Origin of the sequence: Tepidiforma sp. (assembly GCF_034433535.1) — a bacterium.
Lineage (GTDB): Bacteria > Chloroflexota > Dehalococcoidia > Tepidiformales > Tepidiformaceae > Tepidiforma.
On record NZ_DAOUAO010000073.1, the window covers coordinates 1 to 20,326 of the forward strand.

A 20,326-nucleotide genomic window follows, 5' to 3' on the forward strand; every position below is an offset into this window, starting at 1 on the left:
TCCTCGATGACTACGCCGGCCTCGGACCTGCCCGCGAAGAGGTCACCCGCATCGTCCGAGCGCTCCGCGACGTGCGGCGCCGCCTGAACGCCCTCCGCTCCGATGCCCGCGAGCGCGAACGCCTCGTCGAGCGCCTCTCGTTCGAGGTCGCCGAGATAGACGACACCGCCCCCGTCCCCGGCGAGGATGCCGCGCTGCGTTCAGAGCAGGCGCGCCTCGCCTCCGCCGCCCGCCTTCGCGAGGACGTCGAGCGGGCCCTTGCCGCCCTCGATGAGCCGTCCCTCGCCGAGGCCGTCGCCGCGGTCGCCGACATCACGGGCCGGGACCCCGGCGCGGACGACCTCGCCGACCTTGCCGCAGTCCTCGACACCACTGTGGCCGACCTCCGCCGTGCCCTCCGCCGCTACCGCGAAACCCTCGACGAAGACCCGGAGCGCCTCGCGGCCGTCGCCGACCGGCTCGACCGCATCGCCCGCCTCCTGCGTAAGTACGGCGACACCATCGACGACGTCCTCGCCTACCGGCAGCAGGCAGCCGCCCGCCTTGCCGACCTCACTGGCGCCGATGCCTCGGTCGAAGCCCTCGAAGCACGCGAGCAAGAGCTGCTCGAGCGCCTGGCGGTCGCCGCCGGCGACCTCTCCCGCCGCCGCCGCGCCGCCGCGGGCTCCCTGGTTGCCGCCATTGCCGCCGAGCTCGAGGCCCTCGCCATGGGCGGCGCCTCGCTCGCCGTCGCCTTCGCCTGCGAAGATGAGCCTGCAGGGCCGCTGGTCGCCCTCCCCGACTACGAAATCATCGACGCCTCCGGCCCGCCCCCGGGCGATGCCGAACCGGCCCCTCGCGCCTTCTCCGAAACGGGCGTCGACCGCGTCGAATTCCTCGCGTCCTTCAATCCCGGCGAGACCCCGCGGCCGCTCGCGGCGATCGCCAGCGGGGGCGAAACCTCACGCTTTCTGCTTGCTCTGACTGTCGCCCTTGGCCAGTCCGCCGCGGGCCGTCTCGAGGTCCTCGACGAGGTCGACGAAGGCGTCGGCGGGCGCACCGGCGCCGTCGTCGGCCGCGCGCTCCGGCGCCTCGCCGCCCGGCACCAGGTCGTGTGCATCACCCACCTGCCCCAGGTCGCGGCCTTCGCCGATCGCCATTTCGTGGTCGAAAAGCGCACCGACGGCGCTCGCACCTGGTCGGAGGTCCGCGCCCTGGACGGCGAAGCCCGCCGCAGCGAGCTCGCCGCCATGCTCGGGGGTGTCACCGGGGCGAACCTCGCCGCCGCCGATGAGCTCCTCGCCGCCTCAGCCCCCGCCTGATTCCGGCAGTTCCAGGTGCTGCCGGAGCTGCACCACCCGCCGCACCGCCTCCCGAAGCGCAAACCCCGGTTCGGCGCCGCTCCGTTCCGCCTGCAGGGCGATAATAACGGCCTCCAGCGTCTCCGCCACCTCCAGCAGCAGCCGACGCACCTCCAGCTCGCTCAGCGGCGCACCCGACTCCATGTCGCCAGTCTGGCGGCATCGCTGGCGAACAGCACAGCGCCAGCCCGGGAACAGCCCGGTGAACACTTACCGCGCGCGGTGCAGGTGCTCCGTCGCCAGCGCGTCGGCGTATTCATTCCAGCGCCACCCCGCATGGGACTTCACCCACTCGATGCGCGCCAGCGGGCGCGCCTTCTTCAGCTCCCACGCTCGCTGCACCAGGTCCAGGTTCTGCACCGGGCCATCCTTCCGCCGCCATCCTCGCTCCTCCCACCCCTTTGCCCACGAGTTCAGCGTATCCACCACCAGTCGGCTATCGGAGTACACCGTGATCGGCTGGTCCGCCGGCGCCATCTCGAGCCCCGCGATCATTGCGGTCAGCTCCATCCGATTGTTGGTGGTCTCCGCTTCGAACCCGTGCCGCTCCTCGATAACCTGGTCGTCCCGCACGTAGACCGCCCCCCAGCCGCCCGGCCCCGGGTTCCCCTGGCACGAGCCGTCGGTGAAGATTCCGGTCGTCGGCCCACCGCTGTACCGCGCCAGCGCTTCCTCCCGCGTGTGGCCGCCGCCCCGCCTGCTCCCATGCCCCGGCGCGCTCCCGCCGCCCGCATCCCCTGTCGGCGCCGCGCCCCCCTTGCCGTCGCGGCATGCCAGGCACCGCTGCGGCTTCCAGTTCGGGTACTGCTCCCGCACACGCTGCGGCAGGGTGAAGTCCCGGCCGCACTCCAGGCAGGTGAAAGCTGTCACCACCACAGCGTAGGCCAGTCTCGCCCTCTCGGGCACGCGTGGGCACCCTGCTACAATGCCGCATCCCCCTCGGAGGCGAATCCATGCCGGGTCGGCTCAAAGGGAAAATCGCCGTCGTCACCGGCGCGGGCTCGCAGAACGAGGGCATCGGCAACGGCCGCGCCATCGCCCTCAGCTTCGCCCGCGAGGGCGCCCGCGTGCTGCTCGTCGACCGCCGCCCCGAAGCGGCCCGGCTCACCTCCGACATGATCGACGCCGAGGGCGGCACGGCAGAACCGTTCGCCGCCGACGTCACCCGCGAGGACGACTGCCGCGCCATGGTCGAAGTCGCCGTCTCACGCTGGGGCCGCCTCGACATCCTCGTGAACAATGTCGGCATCGGTATCGCCCGCCGCATTCCCGAGATCACCCTCGAGGAGTGGGAGCTCCAGATGCGGGTGAACGTCACCAGCATGGTGCTGGCGAGCAAATACGCGATCCCCGCCATAGCGGCCGCCGGGGGAGGTGTCATCCTCAACATCTCCTCCATCGCCTCGTTGCGCGGCCGCGGCCTCGCGCCCTACGCCGCTTCCAAGGGCGCCGTCGAAGCGCTTACCCGCGCCATGGCCGCCGACCACGGCCGCGAGGGCATCCGCGTGAACGCCATCGCCCCCGGACCGGCCTACACCCCTATGGTTTCCGCTCGCGGCATGCCGGATTCCGTCCGCGAGGCCCGCCGCAAATCGACCGCCCTCGGTATCGAAGGCACTGCCTGGGATATCGCCGGCGCGGCCGTCTACCTCTGCTCCGATGAGGCGCGCTGGGTCACCGGCGTCGTCCTCCCGGTGGACGGCGGCGTGCTTGTCAACTGACCCCATCTGCGCCCGCCCCTTCGGCAGCCGATTCTTGGAATGTGAACAGTTTCCGCTTCGCGATTACCCTCGCCGCGATACTGGCCGCCGGCGTCCTGCTGCCCGGCCGCGGAGTCGCCCAGCTCCCCGCCCTTGCGTCCGCCTCCGAAACTACCTACCGCCTTGATACCGCCGGCGGCGCCATCCACGCCACGATCGAAGTAGAGTTCCTCAACCAGTCCGGCGGTCCGATCTCCGAGGTGTCGCTCTTCATCCTCCCGGGCGCACTCGACGTCACCGTCTCCGCCCAGGGAGGCGCGCCGCAGGTCGCCATTCAGCCGGGCAGCGAAGCCGAGCGGCGCGCCGGGATCGCCGTCGTCACCCTGCCCGAGCCGCTCAAGCCGAAGGCCCGCACCCGGCTCGAGGCGTCCTACCGCCTTGCCGCCTCGACCGGGCCCCTGATAACCATCGAACCGGGCTTCATCGAGGTGCCCTTCATCGGCCAGGGGCCTGGCTCCTGGGTCTTTGTCGACGTGCCTCGTTCTGGCGATAACACCCTCGACCCCGGCTGTCTTGTCGCGAAAGACCAGCCTGCAGAAGTCAAAGACGCCGGCCTCCAGCGCTGGGTCTGCGGCGACGTCTTCGCCGTCGCCCTCGCGGCTGAGGACCCCGACGTGCTCGACCGCTGCGCCGCCCTTGACGACCGCTGCCGCCAGCGCACGGAACCGGGCGTCTTCTCCGCGTTCGCCCTCTCCGTCACCGACGAATCCCGCCGCGGCGTCCTCTCTGAGCCGGTCACCATGGCCGACGGCCGCCAGGTGACCCTCTCGCTCAAGTACTTCCGCCGCGACCAGGACTGGGCACAGCGCCAGTTCGCCATCGCGCGGCAGGCGTTCCCGCTCCTCGAGACCCTTTTTGGCTTCCCCTACCCCTACGCTGACGTGACCATGCGCCAGTCCTACCACATCGCCTCCTTCGGCATCGCCGGCGTCGCGTTCCCCACCCAGGGGCAGGTCCTGCTCTCCCACGAAACCGGCGGCGTCGATGAGGAAGTCACCATCCACGAACTCGCCCACCAGTGGGCCGGCCACCAGCTCGCCCGCCCCTTCATCTGGGAGGGCCTCGCCGAATGGGCCACGCGCGTCATCGCCCCGCAGCTCGGCGTCACCACCCGCCCGTCTTCCTGGCAGAGCGCCGGGGTCAATTACCCTCTCGCCACCTGGGGCGTCACCATGGGCGGCAACCCCGACTACTGGTACGGCCGGTCTGGCGATTTCTGGTTCGCCTACGAAGCCGCCATCGGCGGGCGCCAGAACATGACGACCGTCCTCTCCCGCATCGACGATGAGCCCGCGCGCTGGCCGCTCAAGGAAGGCTGGTTCATGGACCAGGGCGAATTCCTCGCCGGCCGCAACCTCGACCAGCTCTTCCTCGATTGGGTCTTCGTCTCGGAGACCGCCAAACCGCTCCTCGCCGAGCGCCGCGCCGCCCACCACCTCGTCCGCGGCCTGCGTGACCGCGCCGCCGAGGCCGGCCTTGGCTCGGGCATCCCCTCCGACATCTACAACAACCTCATCGCCTGGGTGTTCGAGCCCGTCGCTGCCCAGGTCGCCGAGGGCGACCGCATCATCGAAAGCTACCGCTCCGTGGCCGCAATGGCCGCCGCGGCCGGGCTCTCCACGACTTCCGCCGTCGCCGACTCCTGGGGCAAAGACCGTCTCTCCGAAACCGCACGCCTGATCGAAGACCAGCGCCAGGCAATCGTCGCAATTACCGCCGCCGAATCCGAGCTCGCCGGCGAACCGGAGGACTCGCCCTACCGGGAAGGCCTCCGCAAGGCCCGCGAACTCTACGCCCAGGGCGACTTCGCCGGCGCCCGCTCCGCCGCCTCCTCCGGCGTCACCTCCCGCCTGAATTCCGAAGCTGCCGCCCGCATGATCGAACTCGCCCGCCAGGAGCAGGCCAGCTTCGACCCCGGCTTCCTCGCCCGCGTGGGCATGCTCTTCACCGACCCGGAGGGCAAACTCGCCGAGGCCGAGGCAGCCCTTGCCGCCGGCGACGGGACCCGCGCCCTCTCCCTTGCCCGCGAGGCCTACGACACCTGGGACGGTGCTTCCGGCCGCGGCCTCCAGCGGCTTGCCATGCTCACCGCCGCCATGTGCGCTCTCAGCTTCGGCGTTTGGACTGTGCTCAACCGCCTCAATCGCGAGCCGCCCCCCAAGAAGCTGGGCCAGGGCCACGTGATCGAGGCGAACGCGCGCCTCGGCACCTGGCGCGACTGGGAAAACTGACCGGCCCCGTCCCGCCCACTTCTGCCCCTGCCGCGCCCGCGGTACAGTCGCAGCGTGACCGACTTCGATGCCATCGTCGTCGGCGCCGGCCCCGCTGGCAGCACCGCTGCCCGCGAGCTTGCAGCCGCCGGCGCCCGTGTCCTCCTGCTCGACCGCGCATCGCTGCCGCGCTACAAGGCCTGCGGCGGCGGCATCCCCCTGCGCACCGCCCGTCTCCTCCCGTTCCCCATCGATGGTGTCGTCGAAGACACGGTTTCCCTGCTCGATATCTCCTGGCGGGGCCGCTACCGCTTCGTCCGCGATTCCGCCGAGCCCTTTGCCGCCATGGTCATGCGCGACCGGTTCGATGCGCTGCTCGCCGAGCAGGCCGCCCGCGCCGGGGCAGAGCTCCGCACCGGTTCGCCGGTCCGCTCCCTTGACCGGTCCGACTCCGGAATTCGCGTCTCCACCGAGGACGGCTTCACCGCCAGCGCCCGGTACCTGGTCGCCGCAGACGGCGCCCATTCGCCCGTGGGGCGTATGGCCGGGCTCGGGACCGGCCTCGCCGAGTGCGCGGCCTGGGAGGTCGAAGTCCGGGCGCCCGAGCACGCCCGCCGCGCGTACCACGGCACCGCACTCATCGACCTCGGCTACCGGCCCTGGGGCTACGCCTGGCTCTTCCCGAAGGCGTCGGTGCTCTCCATCGGCATCGTCCTCCCGCCCGGGCAGGCCCCCGCGATGAAGGGCCGCGTCGATACCTACCTCGACCGCCTGGGCCTCCGTGGCGCCCCGGTCGATATCGCTCGTGGCCACAAGATCCGCTTCCGCCGCGGCGGCGAGCCCATTGCCTCCGACCGTGTTGTGCTTGCGGGCGACGCCGCCGGCCTCGCCGATGAGTTCACCCAGGAAGGCATCTTCTACGCCGTCGAATCCGGCCGCATCGCCGCCCGCGCCGTCCTCCGCGCGCTCGCCGGGGCGGCCCCGCTCACCGCCTACACCCGCGAGATCGACCGCAACCTCCTCCCCGAGCTGCGCGCCGCCCGGGTCATCGCGTACATGTTCTACGGCATGCTCGGGCGCTTCCCCGGCCCCTGGCTGACCGCCACCCGACTCCTGCCGTTCCTCTGGGACGCCTTCTTCGCTGTCCAGCGGGGCGAATCGACCTACGCCCGCGAAGTCGCCCGCGTCCCCATCCTCCCGGCCATCGCCGCGCGCCGGCTCGCGCTCGCCTGATGCTCACCCCGGCCGACATTATCGAACGGCTCGCTCCCGTCTACGGCATGCCGGTGCTGCAGCCGAGTGGCGACCCCATCGCCGAGCTCGTTCTCACCATCCTCAGCCAGAACACCTCCGACACGAACAGCGGCCGGGCCTTCATCCACCTCATGCGCCGCTTCCCCTCCTGGCAGGCCATCGCCGAAGCCCCGGTCGAAGAGGTCGAAGCGGCCATCGCCCCCGGGGGACTCGCCCGCCAGAAGGCCCCGCGCATCCAGGCTGCCCTGCGCGCCATCGTCGACCACGCCGGCAGCTGGAACCTCGACTTCCTGCGCACGCTCCCGCTCGAAGATGCTCGCGCCTGGCTGCGCGCCCTCCCGGGCGTCGGCCCCAAGACCGCCGCCTGCGTCCTGCTCTTTTCGCTCGGGCGCCCCGCGCTCCCGGTCGATACCCACGTCGAGCGCGTTGCCCGGCGGCTCGGCCTGATCCCCCAGAACGCCACGGCCGAGCGCGCCCACACGCTCCTCGAGGCGCTCGTCCCGCCCTGGGACTACTACCCCTTCCACATGCTCCTGATCAAGCACGGCCGGCGAACCTGCTCGGCCCGCCGCCCCGCCTGCGAGCTCTGCCCGCTCATCGAGTGCCCGGCCCGCCAGGTCCCGGCCGCACCCGCACCCGGCCCGGTCCCGTAGCAGCCCTGCTCGCCGCGGCGTACAGTTCAGCCTCGTGGACTACCGCTGGCGCTCCCTCCTCGCCGTCGCCTTCGGAACCTACATGGCGACGATGGATTTCTCCATCGTTAACGTTGCACTCCCGACCCTCGCCCGTGAGTTCGACCGCTCCCCCGATACCGTCGTCTGGGCCACGCTGGTCTCCAGCCTCGTCGTCACCGGCCTGACGCTCACCGCGGGCCGCGCCGGCGACCTCTACGGCCGCAAGCGGGTCTACATCGCCGGCTGGGTCATCTTCACGATTGGCATGGCCCTCGCCGGCGTGGTCCAAACACTCGAGCAGCTCATCGCCGTGCGCCTGCTCCAGTCCATCGGGGTGGCCCTTGCCATCGCCAACGGCAACGCCATCGTGACTGAGGCGTTCCCGCCGGAGCAGCGCGGCCAGGCGCTCGGCATCACCGGCGGCGTCGTGGGCGCCGGCCTCATGTCCGGCCCCATCCTCGGCGGAGTCATCCTCGAAGCGTTCTCCTGGCACGCCATCTTCCTCCTGCGCGTGCCCATCGGCCTCGCCGCCATGACGCTCGCCTTCATCTTCATCCGCCCGTCCGCTCCCCGGCCCGATGGTGCCCCCCGCCGGATGGACCTGCCGGGCGCGCTGACCCTCTTTCTCACCCTCGCCTCCGCCCTCCTGGCCGTGAATCGCGGCCAGTCCTGGGGGTGGACCTCGCCGGTCATCCTGGCGCTCTTCGCCATTTCGGCCATCTCGCTCGCCGCCTTTCTCCGCATCGAAACGCGCACGCCGAGCCCCGTGGTGGCCCTCGGCCTCTTCCGCGTCCGGTCCTACTCGGTCGGGGTCAGCAGCCTGGCGCTCAACTTTGCCGGCCAGTCCGCGGTGACCTTCCTCCTTCCGTTCTACCTCCAGGAGGTCCGCGGGTACTCCACCGGGCAGGTCGGGCTCGTGGTCGCCACGGTCCCCTGCATGATGCTCCTGCTCTCGCCCTTTAGCGGCCGCATCAGCGACCGCTACGGCTTCACCCACCAGGCCACACTGGGCATCGCCCTCGTCTCCATCGGGCTCTTCTCGCTCGCCACGATCGATGCCTCCACCCCCATCGGCCTGGTGATGGCCCGGCTCGCCCTCGTCGGCATCGGCACATCCATCTTCATGCCGACGAACAGCTCCTCCATCATGGGCAGCGTCCCGCCCGACCGCCTCGGCACCGCCTCGGCCAGCGTCGCCACCGCACGCAACATCGGCAACGCGGTCGGGCTCGCCATGGCCAGCGCCGTGCTCGTCGGCGTGGCCACCGCCTCCGCCGGCTTCTCTGCCGAACGCGTTGCCGACCTCCCCGATGGCGCCATCGTCGACGGCGTCCGTGCCGCCTTCCTCGTTGCCGGCCTCGCCGCCTCCACCGCTGTGGCTGCTTCGCTGCTCCGCGGCCGTGCGGCGCCGTCTGCCGAGAGGGCGCTGCCGCCGTCGGCCAGCCCCCTCCCCGAATCCCGCAACTAGCCAGGAGGTATCCCATGGAACGACGCTTTGAAGGCCGGGTGGCCGTCATCACCGGGGCCGCCGGCGGCATCGGCCGGGCCGCTGTCGAACGCTTCGCTGCCGAAGGCGCCAGCATTGTCGCCGTCGACCTGCCCGGTCCCGCGCTCGAAGAGGCCGCCGACCTCGCCCGGGCCGCGGGCGCCGAGGCCATCGCCGTGCCCGCCGATGTCTCACGCGCCGCCGATGTCGAGCGCTACGTCGCCGCCGCCCGCGATCGCTTCGGCCGCATCGACGCGTTCTTCAACAACGCCGGGATCGAAGGCTGGGTCGGCCCCCTCACCATGTACCCGGAGGACCAGTTCGACCGCGTGATCGCGGTGAACGTCAGGGGCGTCTGGCTCGGGATGAAGCACGTCGCTCCGGTCATGGCTGCGGGCGGCGGCGGGGTCATCGTCAACACGGCGTCCGTCGCCGGCCTCAGCGGCACCCCCGGCATCTCCGCCTACGGCGCCAGCAAGCACGCCGTGGTCGGCCTGACGAAAACGGCCGCCCTCGAACTCGCGCCCATGCGCATCCGGGTGTGCGCCGTCTGCCCGGCGCCGATCGAAACCCGGATGATGCGCGCCCTCGAACGCGGCATCAACCCCGATGAGCCGGAGGCGGTGCATCAGCAGCTCGCCGGCACCATTGCGCTGGGCCGGTACGGGGAGCCCGCCGAGGTCGCCGCCGTCGTCGCCTTCCTCTGCAGCAGCGACGCGAGCTACCTCACCGGCACCATCGTCCCGGTCGACGGCGGCCGCATGGCGCGCTGACTGGAGAACCGGCCCCGCGCTGCCGATCCCTACCGGTGTGAAGGCCGCAGGTCCAGCCATCGAGTGCCGCGAACTGTCGCGCTCGTTCGGCCAGCGCCGCGCCCTGGCCTCCCTCACCCTGGACGTCGAACCCGGTGAAATCGTGGGGCTGCTCGGTCCGAACGGCTCCGGCAAAACGACCACGCTTCGCATTCTCGCCACCCTCCTCCGCCCTACGGCCGGCACGGCCCGGGTGCTCGGGTTCGATGTCGCCGAACAGCCGATGGAGATCCGCCGCCGCATCGGCGTGGTGCCTGAACGCCCCGGCCTCTACGAGCGCCAGACCGTCGACGCCAACCTGCGTTTCTGGGCTGAAGCACATGCCCTGCCCGACCCCGATGCCGCCATCGCGGCCGCGCTCGACTACGTCGGCCTCGCCGATCGTCGCGGGGAGCTTGCCGGCGCCCTCTCCAAGGGCCTCAAGCAGCGGGTGGCCCTCGCCCGCGCCATCATCCATCGCCCGCCAGTGCTCCTCCTCGATGAACCTTCCAGCGGCCTCGACCCGTCGGCCGCCGCAGCCATGGAGGGGCTCATCCGCGGCCTCGCCGCCGAAGGCGCAGCCGTCCTCATGAACACCCACCGCCTCGCTGAAGCGGAACGCCTCTGCGACCGCGTCGCGATCCTCCGCGATGGTGTGCTCCTGCAGCACGGGACGCCCCGGCAGGTTCGAGCTGCGCTCCTCGGCAACCTCGTCGAGGTGGAGCTCTCGACCGTCGTCGATGTGCCGGTCCGCCGCGCGGTGGAGTCATTCCCGGCCGTGCTCGAATCCTGGTGGGCGCCGCTCGCGATCCGCTGCCGCCTCATCGATGCCGAGCGCGATACCCCCGAGCTGGTGGCCCGCCTCGTGCGAGCCGGCGCACGCATCGTGGCAGTTCGCCCCGCCGGCGACCTCGAACGCGCCTACCTGGAACTCATGAGTCAGCCTCTCCCCGGGAGCCTCGCCGCATGACCATCCCCGCGAACGCAGCACCCGTCCGCGCCCTCGCCCGCAAGGAACTCCGCGAATTCCGCCGCCACCGGATGATTGTCGCCACGGCCGTCATTCTCCCCGTCGCTTTCCTCGTCCTGCCCGTGCTCAATCTCCTCTTCTACGATGCCGACCGGGCCATCGGCGGCCCCGACTTCGCCGTCGGCCAGGCGATGTTCTGCTTCTTCCTCACCCCGGTCATCATGCCGGCCACCATGGCCGCCTACGCCCTGGTGGGCGAGCGCGACCAGGGCACCCTCGAGCCGCTCCTCACCCTGCCGATGAGCGACCGCCAGCTCCTCCTGGGCAAGGTCGCAGCCATCCTCGCCCCATCGCTGCTCGCGTCATTCGGCATCTTCGCGGCGTACATGCTGGTTGTGCTGGCGGCGGTCCGCGAGCCGGTCCGCACCCCCGCGCTGGACTGGACCTGGCCCTTCGGGCTCCTGCTGACTGCTCCCGCGCTGGCGCTCTTCTCCACGCTCGCTGGCATCTTCTTTTCCTCCCGCGCCCGCGACGTCCGCGTCGCCGAGCACCTCTCCGGCCTCGTCCTCCTCCCCGCGATGCTTCCCGTACTGCTCATCGTTACCCGGACGATCGAGCCAACGCCCCTCGCCTGGCTCGCCTTCCTCGCCGGGGTCGGCGTCATCGATGGCCTCCTCTGGCGCGCCGTTGTCCGTGCCTTCGACCGTGAACGTGCGATCATGGTCGCCTGACCGGCGCGGGCTGGCCAAACTCGCCGGACTCTGGTTTGCTGGCCCAATCGTGCACGTCGCATCGTCCCCCAGGCCCTCGTCGCTGCGCGCCGGCGCCCGTGCAGCACTCCCCATCGCCCTCGTGGTCGCGATTTTCGGCGCCTCCTTCGGTGTGCTCGCCCGCTCGGCCGGTTTCGAACCCCTCGCCGCGGTGGTCATGTCCGCGACCACGTTCGCCGGCTCGGCCCAGTTCGCAGCTGCGAGCGTCCTCGCGGATGGCGGGAGCCTCGCTGCCGCCGTGACTGCCGCGCTGCTCCTCAATGCCCGCTACGGGCCGCTTGGCATCGCGGTCGCGCCGGCCATCTCGGGCTCGCCCCTCCAGCGCCTGCTTGCCGCCCAGCTCGTGGTCGATGAGTCGTGGGCGCTGGCCACCCTCCCCGGCGGGCGAACCGACTTCCGTCGACTGGCGGGTGCCGGGCTCACCCTCTACGCCGGCTGGGTGCTGGGCACGCTCGCTGGCGCCGTGGCCGGTTCGGCCGTCGCCGACCCCGCTGCCCTGGGGCTAGATGCCGCTTTTCCTGCCCTCTTCCTGGGCCTCTTGGTCCCGCGGCTCGCCTCCGCCCCTGCCCGCAGGGCCGCGCTGCTCGGGGCGGTGGTCGCGGTCGCGCTCACGCCGCTGCTGCCGCCGGGACTGCCGATCGTCCTGGCTGCCCTCGCCGCCGTTGCCGGGGTTCGAAGCCGGTGAGTGCGGCGTGGCTCGCCGCCGTGTTCGTTGGGCTGGGCACGACCGCCATCCGCGGCGCGGGCCCCCTGCTCTTCGGGGCCCGGCAGCCGGCGGAACGAACGCAGCGCCTGCTCGACGGGCTGGGTTCGGCGCTGCTCGCTGCCCTCGTGGTCACCGCTACCTTCGCCGATGCCGGCCGACTCGCCCTTGATGCCCGTGCCGCAGGCGTGGCTGCGGCTGCGGCGTTGCTGGCAGCCCGCGTTCCCCTGGTGGCAGCCGTCATCGCGGCGGCCGTGGTGACCGCCGGCATCCGCGCCCTCTGACCTTACTTCGCCCGCACCACCAGCACGGGCCGCCCGCACTCCCGGATGACTGCCTCCGCCACGCTCCCTGCCAGCAGGTGCGAAAGCCCCGACCTCCCATGGGTCGCCATCGCAATCAGGTCCACATCCAGCTCGTTGGCCACCTCGACGATCGCCTTCGCCGTGTGGTGCGACCATTCGACGCAGACGCGCACGTCAGCACCCGGCAGCTCGCGCCTGCCGAGGTCCTCCAGCCGCTCCCGCCACTCGGTCGACTTGCGCGCGACCGCCTCGCCATGGCTCTCTATCAGCCGGGGCGCGGGAATCCTGATGGTCGTCGTCCCGATGGCCGCGCCCAGCGGCTCCGATGGCGGTTGCTCTGCTCTCCCGCGCACCGCCTGCGGGTCGAGCACCGTCAGCAGGTACACTTCAATTCCCGGGGCCATCTCCACCAGCCGGCGCACCGCCGGGAGGATCGCCATCGCCGTGTCGCTCCCATCCAGTGGGACCAGGGCCTTCATCGCCTGCACCTCCGCGATACTTCGCGCGCATCCTCACATGGCCGTCGAACGGCGCCACCGTCCATTCGTCCGTGCCGCGCGGCACCGGACGGACCCCCTCCATCGAAAATTTTCGCGGAATCAGTTGCATGCGGCCTGAGTCCATGCTAAAAACTGAGTGGGCCGCGCTGGATGTCGTGTCCGCTCCACACATCCACCGGCCCTAATTTGTTGCCCCGCGCTGGCCTGCAGCGCTCCCGCTGCTACACTCCACGCTGATGAAGACGCGACTCCTCCGCCTCGCCGTACTGCTCAGCCCGGCTGCGGCCCTTGGGTCGGCTGGCACCGCTTCCGCCGACGACGGCCACGGCACCGCCGAGGGCCTCGTGCAGGCCGCGACCGACGTGCTGCCCGCCGTGACCTGGTCGCTCCTCGCCGCCGGCGTCTTCTGCCTCGTCCTCGGCATCCTCTACCTGCTCAAGCGGCAGGTTGGCGGCTTCCCCGAGAATCCCTCGTGGGTCGCGCCCATCTCCATCATGCGCTCGCGCGACCTCCCCGCCGAGGACGACAGCCACGACGGGCACGGCGGCCGCGACAGCCACCACGCCCCGGCTCACTGACTCGCCCCGGCGTTCTCGATTCGCCACGCCCGAGAAAGCCAACGCCCCGGTCAATTCGACCGGGGCGTTCTTGGTTGTTCGCTGCGCCTTCCGGACCGCAGTTCGCTACGTGAGCTTCAGCGCCAGCGTCTGGGCAAGGTCCAGGTGAATGCCCGGGCCCATCGTGGTGGTCAGCGTCGCGCTGCGGATGTACTGGCCCCTCGCCTCCTTCGGCCGGGCGGCGTTCACCGCCTCGATCAGGGCAGCCATGTTCTCCTTCAGCTTCTGGTCCTCGAAGCTCACCTTGCCGAGCGGCACATGGATGTTCGCCAGGCGGTCCAGCCGGAATTCGACCCGGCCCTGCTTGGCCTCCTGCACGCTCTTCGCCACGTCTTCGGCGCCGACGACCGTCCCGGAGCGCGGGTTCGGCATCAGGCCGCGCGGGCCGAGGATGCGGCCGAGGCGGCCGACCTTCCCCATCATCTCCCGAGTGGCGATGGCCACGTCGAAATCGAGCATTCCGCCCTCGATCTGCTTGATCAGGTCATCCGATCCGACATAATCCGCCCCTGCCTCGCGTGCGGCCGCCGCCGCATCGCCCTCGGCGAAGACCAGCACGCGCAGGACCCGGCCCAGCCCGTGGGGCAGCACCGTCGAGCCGCGAATCTGCTGCTCCGCGTGGCGCGGGTCGAGGCCCGTCTTGATGTGCAGCTCGACGGTCTCGTCGAACTTCGCCGGGTGGATCTCCTTCGCCAGGCGGATCGCTTCATCCACCCCGTAGAACTTCGAACGGTCGACCTTCGCCGCCGCTTCCCGGTAACGCTTTCCTCGCTGCGGCATTATCCAACCACCTCGATACCCATGCTGCGCGCCGTCCCCTCGATGATCTTCATCGCGTCCTCGACGGTGTTCGCGTTGAGGTCCGGCAGCTTCGTCTCCGCAATCTTGCGGATATCGTCCATCGTCACCTTGCCGACCTTGTTCAGGCGGGGGTTGCCGCTCCCCTTTTCGATGCCCGCCGCCCGGCGGAGCATGTCAGCCGCCGGCGGCGTCTTGAGGACGAACGTGAACGAGCGGTCCTCGTAGATGGTCAGCTGGGCCGGGATGATCAGCCCAATCTTGTCCTGCGTCCGGGCGTTGTACTCCTTGCAGAACTCCATGATGTTCACGCCGTGCTGGCCCAGGGCAGGGCCAACCGGCGGGGCCGGGTTCGCTTTCCCGGCTGGCAGTTGCAGTGTCACCACTGCCCGCACTTTCTTTGCCAATGCAATGCTCCTTGTGTGCAAGCGGCGCGCGGGCGCGCGCCTCCACGGGGTCCTGCGCGTGGGCAGGCCAAGACATCATTTTCGCCCGGCAGGTCCATCCGGGCAACGAATCGGCCCCGGCTCCGGGCCGATCCAAAGCCCTGGACGAACCTTTCGCCGCAGGTAAACCGCGATTTACCGGAAAGAAAGCTTCCCCGAACGGCCGCCGCGCGTATACTCCGCGGATCGTCCTGCACTCAATCGAACCCATAGACGCAGGGCGCAGCACAGCAAGGGGGATTCTTCATGTCCGAGAACTACTGGAAAAGGAAACTCGCCCGGCAGGGCATAACGCGCCGCCGCGTCCTGGGAGGCGCCGCGGTTGCCGGCCTCGGCACCGCCGCGCTCGGCCTCGTGGGATGCGGCGACGACGATGACGACAGCGGCCCCGCCAGCGGCAGCACTCCCTCGGGCTCCGCTTCCCCGGCCGCCAGCCCTACCCAGGCCTCCCAGGCGCCGCAAAAGGGCGGCACCGCACGCTTCGTCTCCGCCAACAACACCTGGGACACCTTCGACGTCGACCGCTCCCGCTTCTCGCCGGTCGCGTGGCTCATGGGCATGACGAACCTCGGCGTCACCCAGTGGAAGAGCTTCAGCAAGGCCGAGCTCGAAGGCGGCATCGCCGAAAAATGGGAACAGCCCGATAAGCAAACCCTCGTCTTCACCATCCGCCCTAACGTCTACTGGCACAACAAGCCCCCGGTGAATGGCCGCCAGGCCACCGCCGAAGACGTCGCCTTCTTCATCAACCGCAACAAGAACGCCAAACTCCTGGACGGCACCGAGGACCCCAACTTCTACCGCAAGTCGGCCTACCAGAACGTCGATAGGGTCGAAGTCGTCGATCCCCGCACCGTCCGCGTCACCTTCTCCAAGCCCGACCCCTTCTTCCTGACCACCCTCGCCGGCTCCTACTCCAAGGTCCAGGCGCCTGAAGCGGTCCAGGCCTTCGAGAAGGACTACGCCAACATGAAGGCCGACCTCGTCATCGGTACGGGCGCCTTCGTTCTCACGAAGTGGTCGGCCGAGGGCAACTCCGAGTGGGTCCGCCACGAAAAGTTCCACACCCAGGTCAACTGGGACGGCGTGAAGTGGCTGCCCCTCTTCACCGACCAGTCCGCCCAGCAGGTCGCCTTCGAACAGAAGCAGATTGATGCCTTCATTCCCACCCAGAACCAGGTGATCCAGGACCTCCTCAAGCGGTACGAAGGCAAGATTCACGAGGTCAAGATCTTCAGCGGCAACCCGCAGGCCGGCACGTACTACGGCGGCGCTGCGCCCTGGAACAACCCCAACCTGATCGGCGCCATCTTCCGCGCGCTCGACCGCCGCGCCCTCATCCAGTCCCTGCTCCAGGGCAAGGGCGTGCTCTCCGGCAACGTCCCGCCCACCCAGGCGGCCTTCTCGATCACCGAGCGCGAACTCATCACCTTCCCCGGCTACCTCGAAGATCGCGCCCTCGAAGAGGCCGAGGCGAAGAAGATGTGGGAAGCCGGCGGCGGCCCCGCCCTCGGCGAAATCATCGTCGACATCCCCGACATCTGGGAGGGCCTCTACTCCGGCGGCGCCGCCCTCATCACCAACCAGCTGAGCCGCGTCCTCGGCAACAAGTTCACCGCCAAGATCGAGCCCTACGCCACCATCACCGGCAAGATCGTCAAGCAGGAATACGGCAACGGGAAGAATAACATCTGGTACGGATGGATCACCGAGGTCTCCGACCCCGAGCCGACCCTCCTGAACTTCCTCCAGTACAACTCCACCCAGCCGCAGTTCCAGCAGTTCGGCGTCAAGATCGATAAGGTCGACCAGCTCACCGCCCAGGCCGTGGAGGAGTTCGACATCGCGAAGCGCCAGGAGCTCTCCAAAGAGGTCATGCGCGAGCTGATCAAGAACTACGGCGCCGGCATCCCCTACAACATGGTCGCCGTCAACTCCTCGCTCCGCTGGAACTACCTCAAGTACCCGGAGGCTGTCGCCTTCGTCCAGCAGCACCAGTACGGCACCCAGTGGTGGTTCGACCAGACTGACCCCACCTGGCAGGGCCGCCCCGCCTAACCAGCGTCATTGATCGCTGCGGGCCGAGACGCGCTAGAATTCGCGCTCGGCCCGCAGTGCAGTATTCGGGAGAGAGGGGGACAGCACCCGTGAGGACCTACATCTTGCGCCGGGTAGTGGTGAACATCCCGGTCATCTGGCTCGTGGCCACGCTGGTCTTCTTCGCCACCAGCGTGCTCCCCGGCGACTTCGTCGCGCAGCGCATCGCCGCCCAGGACCCAACGTCGACCGACCCGGCGGCCCGCGAAGCCCAGATCCAGGCCGTCCGCAAGGACCTCGGGCTCGATAAGCCGATCGTTCAGCGCTATTTCGTCTACCTCGCCAACCTCCTCCGGGGCGACTTCGGAATCTCCTATCAAACCCGGGAATCCGCCCTCGAAGGCATGAAGGAAGGGCTGCCTTACTCCATCCAGCTCGCCCTCATGTCGCTCATCATCGGCATCGTCACCTCAGTGCCGATTGGCATCATCTCTGCCATCCGGCAGGACACCATCATCGACTACGTCCTCAGGGTCTTCGCCATCCTCGTGCTGGCGATGCCCAACTTCTGGCTCGCGACGATGGCGGTCCTCTACGTGGTCCGCTGGGGGCTCTGGGAGGTCCCGATCAGCACCTCACCGCTGCTCTGGGAAGACCCGGGCGCCAGCCTTCGTCTCTTCATCATCCCCGCGGTGGTCGGCGGGCTCGCCTCCGGCGCCGGCGTCATGCGCCTCCTCCGCTCGCAGATGCTCGAAGTGCTTCGCCAGGACTACATCCGAACGGCCTGGGCGAAAGGCATGCGCGAACGGGTCATCATCATCCGCCACGCCCTGAAAAACGCACTGGTGCCGGTGGTCACCGTCCTCGGCCTCACCCTCGCCGGGCTCCTCTCCGGCAACGTCGTCTTCGAAAACATCTTCGGCATCCCGGGTGTCGGCCGGCGCATCCTCGCGGCGATCGTCGCCCGCGATGTCCCCGTGGTGCAGGCGTTCGTCCTCGTCATCGCCACCTTCGTCGTTTTCGTCAACCTCGCGATCGACCTGCTCTACGGCGTGCTCGATCCGCGCATTCGCTACTCCTGAGGAGGGGCTCCGATGGCGCAAGACCAGGCAGTCATGGAACGACCCGGGACCTTCGGGATCCCGCGGAGCCTCAGCGACCGCCCCATCTACATCCGGGCGCTCGTGCACACCGGCCGCTTCTTCCGCAATAAGCCTCTCGGCGGCTTCGGCGTGGTCATCATCGCGCTCTGCGTCTTCGCGGCCATCTTCGCCGAGGCGATCGACCGCTACGACCCGGAGCAGATCTTTAAAGCCACGAACCCGGCCTACGACCCCGAGCTGGCAGAAAAGGCCCTCGAGGACCCGTCCATTCGCCTCCTCTACCCGCCCGAGAAGTTCGAGAAGAACGACATCCCGATCAAGTTCGGCGGCCCCACGGCCACCAACTGGCTCGGCACGGATGGCCTCGGCCGCGACCTCTACTCCCGCATCATCCACGGCTCCCGGACCGCCCTCTACGTCGGCCTCGGCGCAGCCCTCATCGCGACCATCAGCGGCACCATCGTCGGCCTCGCCAGCGCCTACTTCGGCGGCTTTATCGATTTCTTCATCCAGCGCATCGTTGATACCCTCCAGGCCTTCCCGCCGCTCGTGCTGCTCCTGCTCTTCGGCCAGGTGGTGGCAAACCCGACCCTCACGGTCAACACCATCGCGCTCGGCATCTTAGGCACCGCCAGCGCGGCCCGCGTCGTGCGGAGCGCCGTCCTGGCCGTGCGCGAAGAGGTCTACGTCCTCGCCGCCCGCACCATCGGCGCCAGCGACCTCCGCATCATGGCCCGCCACATCTTCCCGAATATCACGGCCCCCATCATCGTCACCTTCACCAGCTCCATCGGCATCTACATCCTCGTCGAAGCCACCCTCGCCTTCCTTGGCCTCGGCGACCCGACCCGCGTCTCCTGGGGCAAGATGGTCGAAGAGGGCCGCCGCAACGGCCCCTCCGACCCGTGGATGGCGTTCATCGTTGGCATGGCCCTCACCATGGTCGTCCTCGGCTTCAACCTCGCCGGCGATGCCCTCCGCGACGTCCTCGACCCGCGCCTCCGGGGCCGCGGCGGCCGCGCCGGTTTCTGAAACCCAGCGCGGCCTGGCGCACCCCAACCGGGGCGCACACCCCCGGGCACCACGCAAAAGAAGCGGCCCCGGTCCTCTGAAAGGACCGGGGCCGTATCGCGTTGGTTGTTCCAAGGGGTGCTGCTGGACCAGCCCTGGAGCCCGGCCGGCGGGGTTCGCTAAATCTTCTCCACCTGGAGGAAGTCCAGCTCGACCGGCGTCTCGCGCCCGAACATGTTCACGATCACCTTCACGCGGCCCTTCTCGGTGTTGATCTCGTCCACCGTGCCGACAAAGTCCTCGAACGGGCCATCCACGATCCGAACCGCCTGCCCCGGCACGAAACCGACACGCACCCGCGGCTGCTCCATCCGCATCGCCCGCAGGATGTGGTTGACCTCGTCCTGCGAGAGCGGCACCGGCCGCGTGCCCGAGCTGACGAAGCCCGTCACGCCAGTCGTGTTGCGAATCAGGTGCCACACCTCGTCGGAAACAGGGTCGCCTTCCTTCAGCTCGATAGTCTGGACGAGCACGTAGCCGGGGTAGAGCTTCCGCTTCACTGTCCGCCGCTGGCCGTCGCGAATTTCTATCTCATCCTCAGTCGGAACCACCACATGGAAGATACGGTCGCTCGCGTCCATCCGCGCGACCGTCGCCTTGATGGCGTTCTTCACCTTGTTCTCGTGGCCGCTGTACGTGTGGACGAAATACCACTTCCGCCCGGGCGCATTGATCTCCTCGTCGGTCAGCTGCTCCTGCTCGAGGGCTTCCTCGTCGTTGCGCCGCCGCGATGGCCGCTTCGGCTTTGCAGCCGGCGTGATCCCGGAAAGGGCTGTCGGTGCCTTCGGTTCATTCGACATGGTTAAAAGAACAGCCTCTCGATGATCCACCCGAACACGAGGTCCACGGTGCCGAGGAACAGGCCCATGAGGACCGCCACTATGGCGACCACGATGGTCAGGTAGCGTGTCTCCTGGAACGAGGGCCAGGTCACCTTCTGCAGCTCGGCGATGATATCTGCCACGAACCGCGGTTCGAGCCGCTTCAGGAAGCCAAACGGATTCCGCCGCGGCGCCTCGGGCCGCGCGATCGGACCGCCGGCAGGCGCCGGGCGCGGCAGACCCTGCGAAACCCTGGGGCTCCCCTCTGCAGACTTCGCCGCTGAAGGCGCGATGGTCGCCGCGCGTCGGCGTGGTGTGCGTGCCATGCGCTTACCGCGTCTCCCGGAACAGCACGTGCCGGCGCAGGCCGGGGTGGTACTTCTTCAGCTCCAGGCGGCCCGAGTCGTTGCGGCGATTCTTTTGCGTCGTGTAGCGGTACACCGGCCCCTCCGTGCTCTGGAGGTGGATAACGATCCGGTCACCTTTCTTGCTGGCCATGGATTACTCCCTCCTGCCGGTCTCGAAGGCGACTCAGGCGAGGATTTTGGTGACGACGCCGGCGCCGACGGTGCGGCCGCCTTCGCGGATGGCGAAGCGGAGGCCGTCTTCGATGGCGACGGGCTGGATGAGTTCGACGGTCATGGTGATGTTGTCGCCAGGCATGACCATT

At 69.5% G+C, this 20,326-nt stretch carries 23 protein-coding genes and 1 pseudogene; 15 read left to right on the top strand and 9 right to left on the bottom strand.

Annotation, left to right across the window (positions count from 1 at the left end; translation table 11 throughout):
* The coding region (locus VAE46_RS03990; protein ID WP_322795627.1) for a hypothetical protein at window positions 1–1,301 on the top strand (1,301 nt) is incomplete at its 5' end.
* On the opposite strand, the gene VAE46_RS03995 is transcribed toward VAE46_RS03990, so the two are convergent.
* Window positions 1,287–1,484: a hypothetical protein gene (locus tag VAE46_RS03995; RefSeq protein WP_322795628.1), complete on the bottom strand. Its 198-nt coding sequence runs from the start codon at window positions 1,482–1,484 to the stop codon at window positions 1,287–1,289. The two genes, VAE46_RS03990 and VAE46_RS03995, sit on opposite strands and share 15 nt — an antisense overlap.
* Window positions 1,485–1,550: 66 nt before the next feature.
* Window positions 1,551–2,210 (bottom strand): ribonuclease H, encoded by a 660-nt coding sequence (locus tag VAE46_RS04000; protein WP_322795629.1) that lies wholly within the window; start codon window positions 2,208–2,210, stop codon window positions 1,551–1,553.
* 83 nt (window positions 2,211–2,293) lie between these two features.
* On the opposite strand from VAE46_RS04000, the gene VAE46_RS04005 reads away from it, so the two are divergent.
* From VAE46_RS04005 to VAE46_RS04050, 10 genes are read left to right on the top strand one after another with little or no spacing between them, the layout of a single operon-like run.
* Window positions 2,294–3,061 (top strand): SDR family oxidoreductase, encoded by a 768-nt coding sequence (locus VAE46_RS04005; RefSeq protein WP_322795630.1) that lies wholly within the window; start codon window positions 2,294–2,296, stop codon window positions 3,059–3,061.
* Window positions 3,062–3,102: 41 nt separating this feature from the next.
* Entirely contained in the window at window positions 3,103–5,331 is a 2,229-nt protein-coding gene (locus VAE46_RS04010) for a hypothetical protein (protein ID WP_322795631.1), read from the top strand.
* Window positions 5,332–5,385: 54 nt separating this feature from the next.
* Window positions 5,386–6,543, top strand: a complete 1,158-nt coding sequence (locus VAE46_RS04015) for an NAD(P)/FAD-dependent oxidoreductase (RefSeq protein ID WP_322795632.1) — start codon at window positions 5,386–5,388, stop codon at window positions 6,541–6,543.
* Complete coding sequence (locus tag VAE46_RS04020) at window positions 6,543–7,217, top strand: endonuclease III (RefSeq protein ID WP_322795633.1); 675 nt, start codon at window positions 6,543–6,545, stop codon at window positions 7,215–7,217. The genes VAE46_RS04015 and VAE46_RS04020 overlap by 1 nt, the downstream gene beginning before the upstream one ends.
* A gap of 34 nt (window positions 7,218–7,251) precedes the next feature.
* The gene (locus tag VAE46_RS04025) at window positions 7,252–8,706 is read left to right on the top strand and encodes an MFS transporter (protein ID WP_322795634.1); all 1,455 of its coding nucleotides are present in this window, start codon (window positions 7,252–7,254) and stop codon (window positions 8,704–8,706) included.
* A gap of 14 nt (window positions 8,707–8,720) precedes the next feature.
* On the top strand, window positions 8,721–9,497 hold the full coding sequence (locus VAE46_RS04030; RefSeq protein ID WP_322795635.1) for a glucose 1-dehydrogenase: 777 nt from the start codon (window positions 8,721–8,723) through the stop codon (window positions 9,495–9,497).
* Window positions 9,498–9,534: 37 nt separating this feature from the next.
* Window positions 9,535–10,485, top strand: a complete 951-nt coding sequence (gene ccmA / locus VAE46_RS04035) for a heme ABC exporter ATP-binding protein CcmA (protein ID WP_322795636.1) — start codon at window positions 9,535–9,537, stop codon at window positions 10,483–10,485.
* A complete protein-coding gene (locus tag VAE46_RS04040; protein ID WP_322795637.1) occupies window positions 10,482–11,216 on the top strand; it encodes an ABC transporter permease in 735 nt (244 codons plus the stop codon). Before ccmA ends, VAE46_RS04040 begins: the two co-directional genes overlap by 4 nt.
* A 49-nt stretch (window positions 11,217–11,265) precedes the next feature.
* Window positions 11,266–11,940 carry an AzlC family ABC transporter permease gene (locus tag VAE46_RS04045; RefSeq protein WP_322795638.1) on the top strand — a complete coding sequence of 225 codons (675 nt, stop codon included), beginning with the start codon at window positions 11,266–11,268 and terminating at the stop codon, window positions 11,938–11,940.
* A complete protein-coding gene (locus VAE46_RS04050) occupies window positions 11,937–12,242 on the top strand; it encodes an AzlD domain-containing protein (protein WP_322795639.1) in 306 nt (101 codons plus the stop codon). Before VAE46_RS04045 ends, VAE46_RS04050 begins: the two co-directional genes overlap by 4 nt.
* Before the next feature lie 2 nt (window positions 12,243–12,244).
* Here VAE46_RS04050 and VAE46_RS04055 read toward each other — a convergent pair whose 3' ends face one another.
* On the bottom strand, window positions 12,245–12,742 hold the full coding sequence (locus tag VAE46_RS04055) for a universal stress protein (protein WP_322795640.1): 498 nt from the start codon (window positions 12,740–12,742) through the stop codon (window positions 12,245–12,247).
* A 257-nt stretch (window positions 12,743–12,999) separates the two neighbouring features.
* On the opposite strand from VAE46_RS04055, the gene VAE46_RS04060 reads away from it, so the two are divergent.
* Window positions 13,000–13,341, top strand: coding sequence for a hypothetical protein (locus VAE46_RS04060; RefSeq protein WP_322795641.1), 342 nt, complete (start codon window positions 13,000–13,002; stop codon window positions 13,339–13,341).
* 105 nt (window positions 13,342–13,446) lie between these two features.
* On the opposite strand, the gene rplA is transcribed toward VAE46_RS04060, so the two are convergent.
* Both rplA and rplK read right to left on the bottom strand, forming a co-directional pair.
* Window positions 13,447–14,160: a 50S ribosomal protein L1 gene (gene rplA / locus VAE46_RS04065; RefSeq protein ID WP_322795642.1), complete on the bottom strand. Its 714-nt coding sequence runs from the start codon at window positions 14,158–14,160 to the stop codon at window positions 13,447–13,449.
* Window positions 14,160–14,585, bottom strand: a complete 426-nt coding sequence (gene rplK, locus VAE46_RS04070; protein ID WP_322795643.1) for a 50S ribosomal protein L11 — start codon at window positions 14,583–14,585, stop codon at window positions 14,160–14,162. The genes rplA and rplK overlap by 1 nt, the downstream gene beginning before the upstream one ends.
* A 285-nt stretch (window positions 14,586–14,870) precedes the next feature.
* Here rplK and VAE46_RS04075 point away from each other — a divergent pair, with 285 nt between their 5' ends.
* The 3 genes from VAE46_RS04075 to VAE46_RS04085 all read left to right on the top strand — a co-directional run bounded on the left by VAE46_RS04075 (window position 14,871) and on the right by VAE46_RS04085 (window position 18,796).
* Entirely contained in the window at window positions 14,871–16,682 is a 1,812-nt protein-coding gene (locus VAE46_RS04075) for an ABC transporter substrate-binding protein (RefSeq protein WP_322795644.1), read from the top strand.
* Between the two features lie 89 nt (window positions 16,683–16,771).
* On the top strand, window positions 16,772–17,743 hold the full coding sequence (locus tag VAE46_RS04080) for an ABC transporter permease (RefSeq protein ID WP_322795645.1): 972 nt from the start codon (window positions 16,772–16,774) through the stop codon (window positions 17,741–17,743).
* A 33-nt stretch (window positions 17,744–17,776) separates the two neighbouring features.
* Complete coding sequence (locus tag VAE46_RS04085) at window positions 17,777–18,796, top strand: ABC transporter permease (RefSeq protein WP_322795646.1); 1,020 nt, start codon at window positions 17,777–17,779, stop codon at window positions 18,794–18,796.
* 158 nt (window positions 18,797–18,954) lie between these two features.
* Here the strand turns inward: VAE46_RS04085 and nusG are convergent, their stop codons facing one another.
* From nusG to tuf, 4 genes and pseudogenes are all read right to left on the bottom strand, one after another.
* Window positions 18,955–19,509 carry a transcription termination/antitermination protein NusG gene (gene nusG / locus VAE46_RS04090; protein ID WP_416223937.1) on the bottom strand — a complete coding sequence of 185 codons (555 nt, stop codon included), beginning with the start codon at window positions 19,507–19,509 and terminating at the stop codon, window positions 18,955–18,957.
* Between the two features lie 128 nt (window positions 19,510–19,637).
* The gene (gene secE, locus VAE46_RS04095) at window positions 19,638–19,982 is read right to left on the bottom strand and encodes a preprotein translocase subunit SecE (RefSeq protein WP_322795648.1); all 345 of its coding nucleotides are present in this window, start codon (window positions 19,980–19,982) and stop codon (window positions 19,638–19,640) included.
* Window positions 19,983–19,986: 4 nt separating this feature from the next.
* Entirely contained in the window at window positions 19,987–20,154 is a 168-nt protein-coding gene (rpmG, locus tag VAE46_RS04100; protein WP_322795649.1) for a 50S ribosomal protein L33, read from the bottom strand.
* A gap of 33 nt (window positions 20,155–20,187) precedes the next feature.
* Window positions 20,188–20,326: pseudogene (gene tuf, locus VAE46_RS04105) on the bottom strand (elongation factor Tu); the annotation flags it as partial.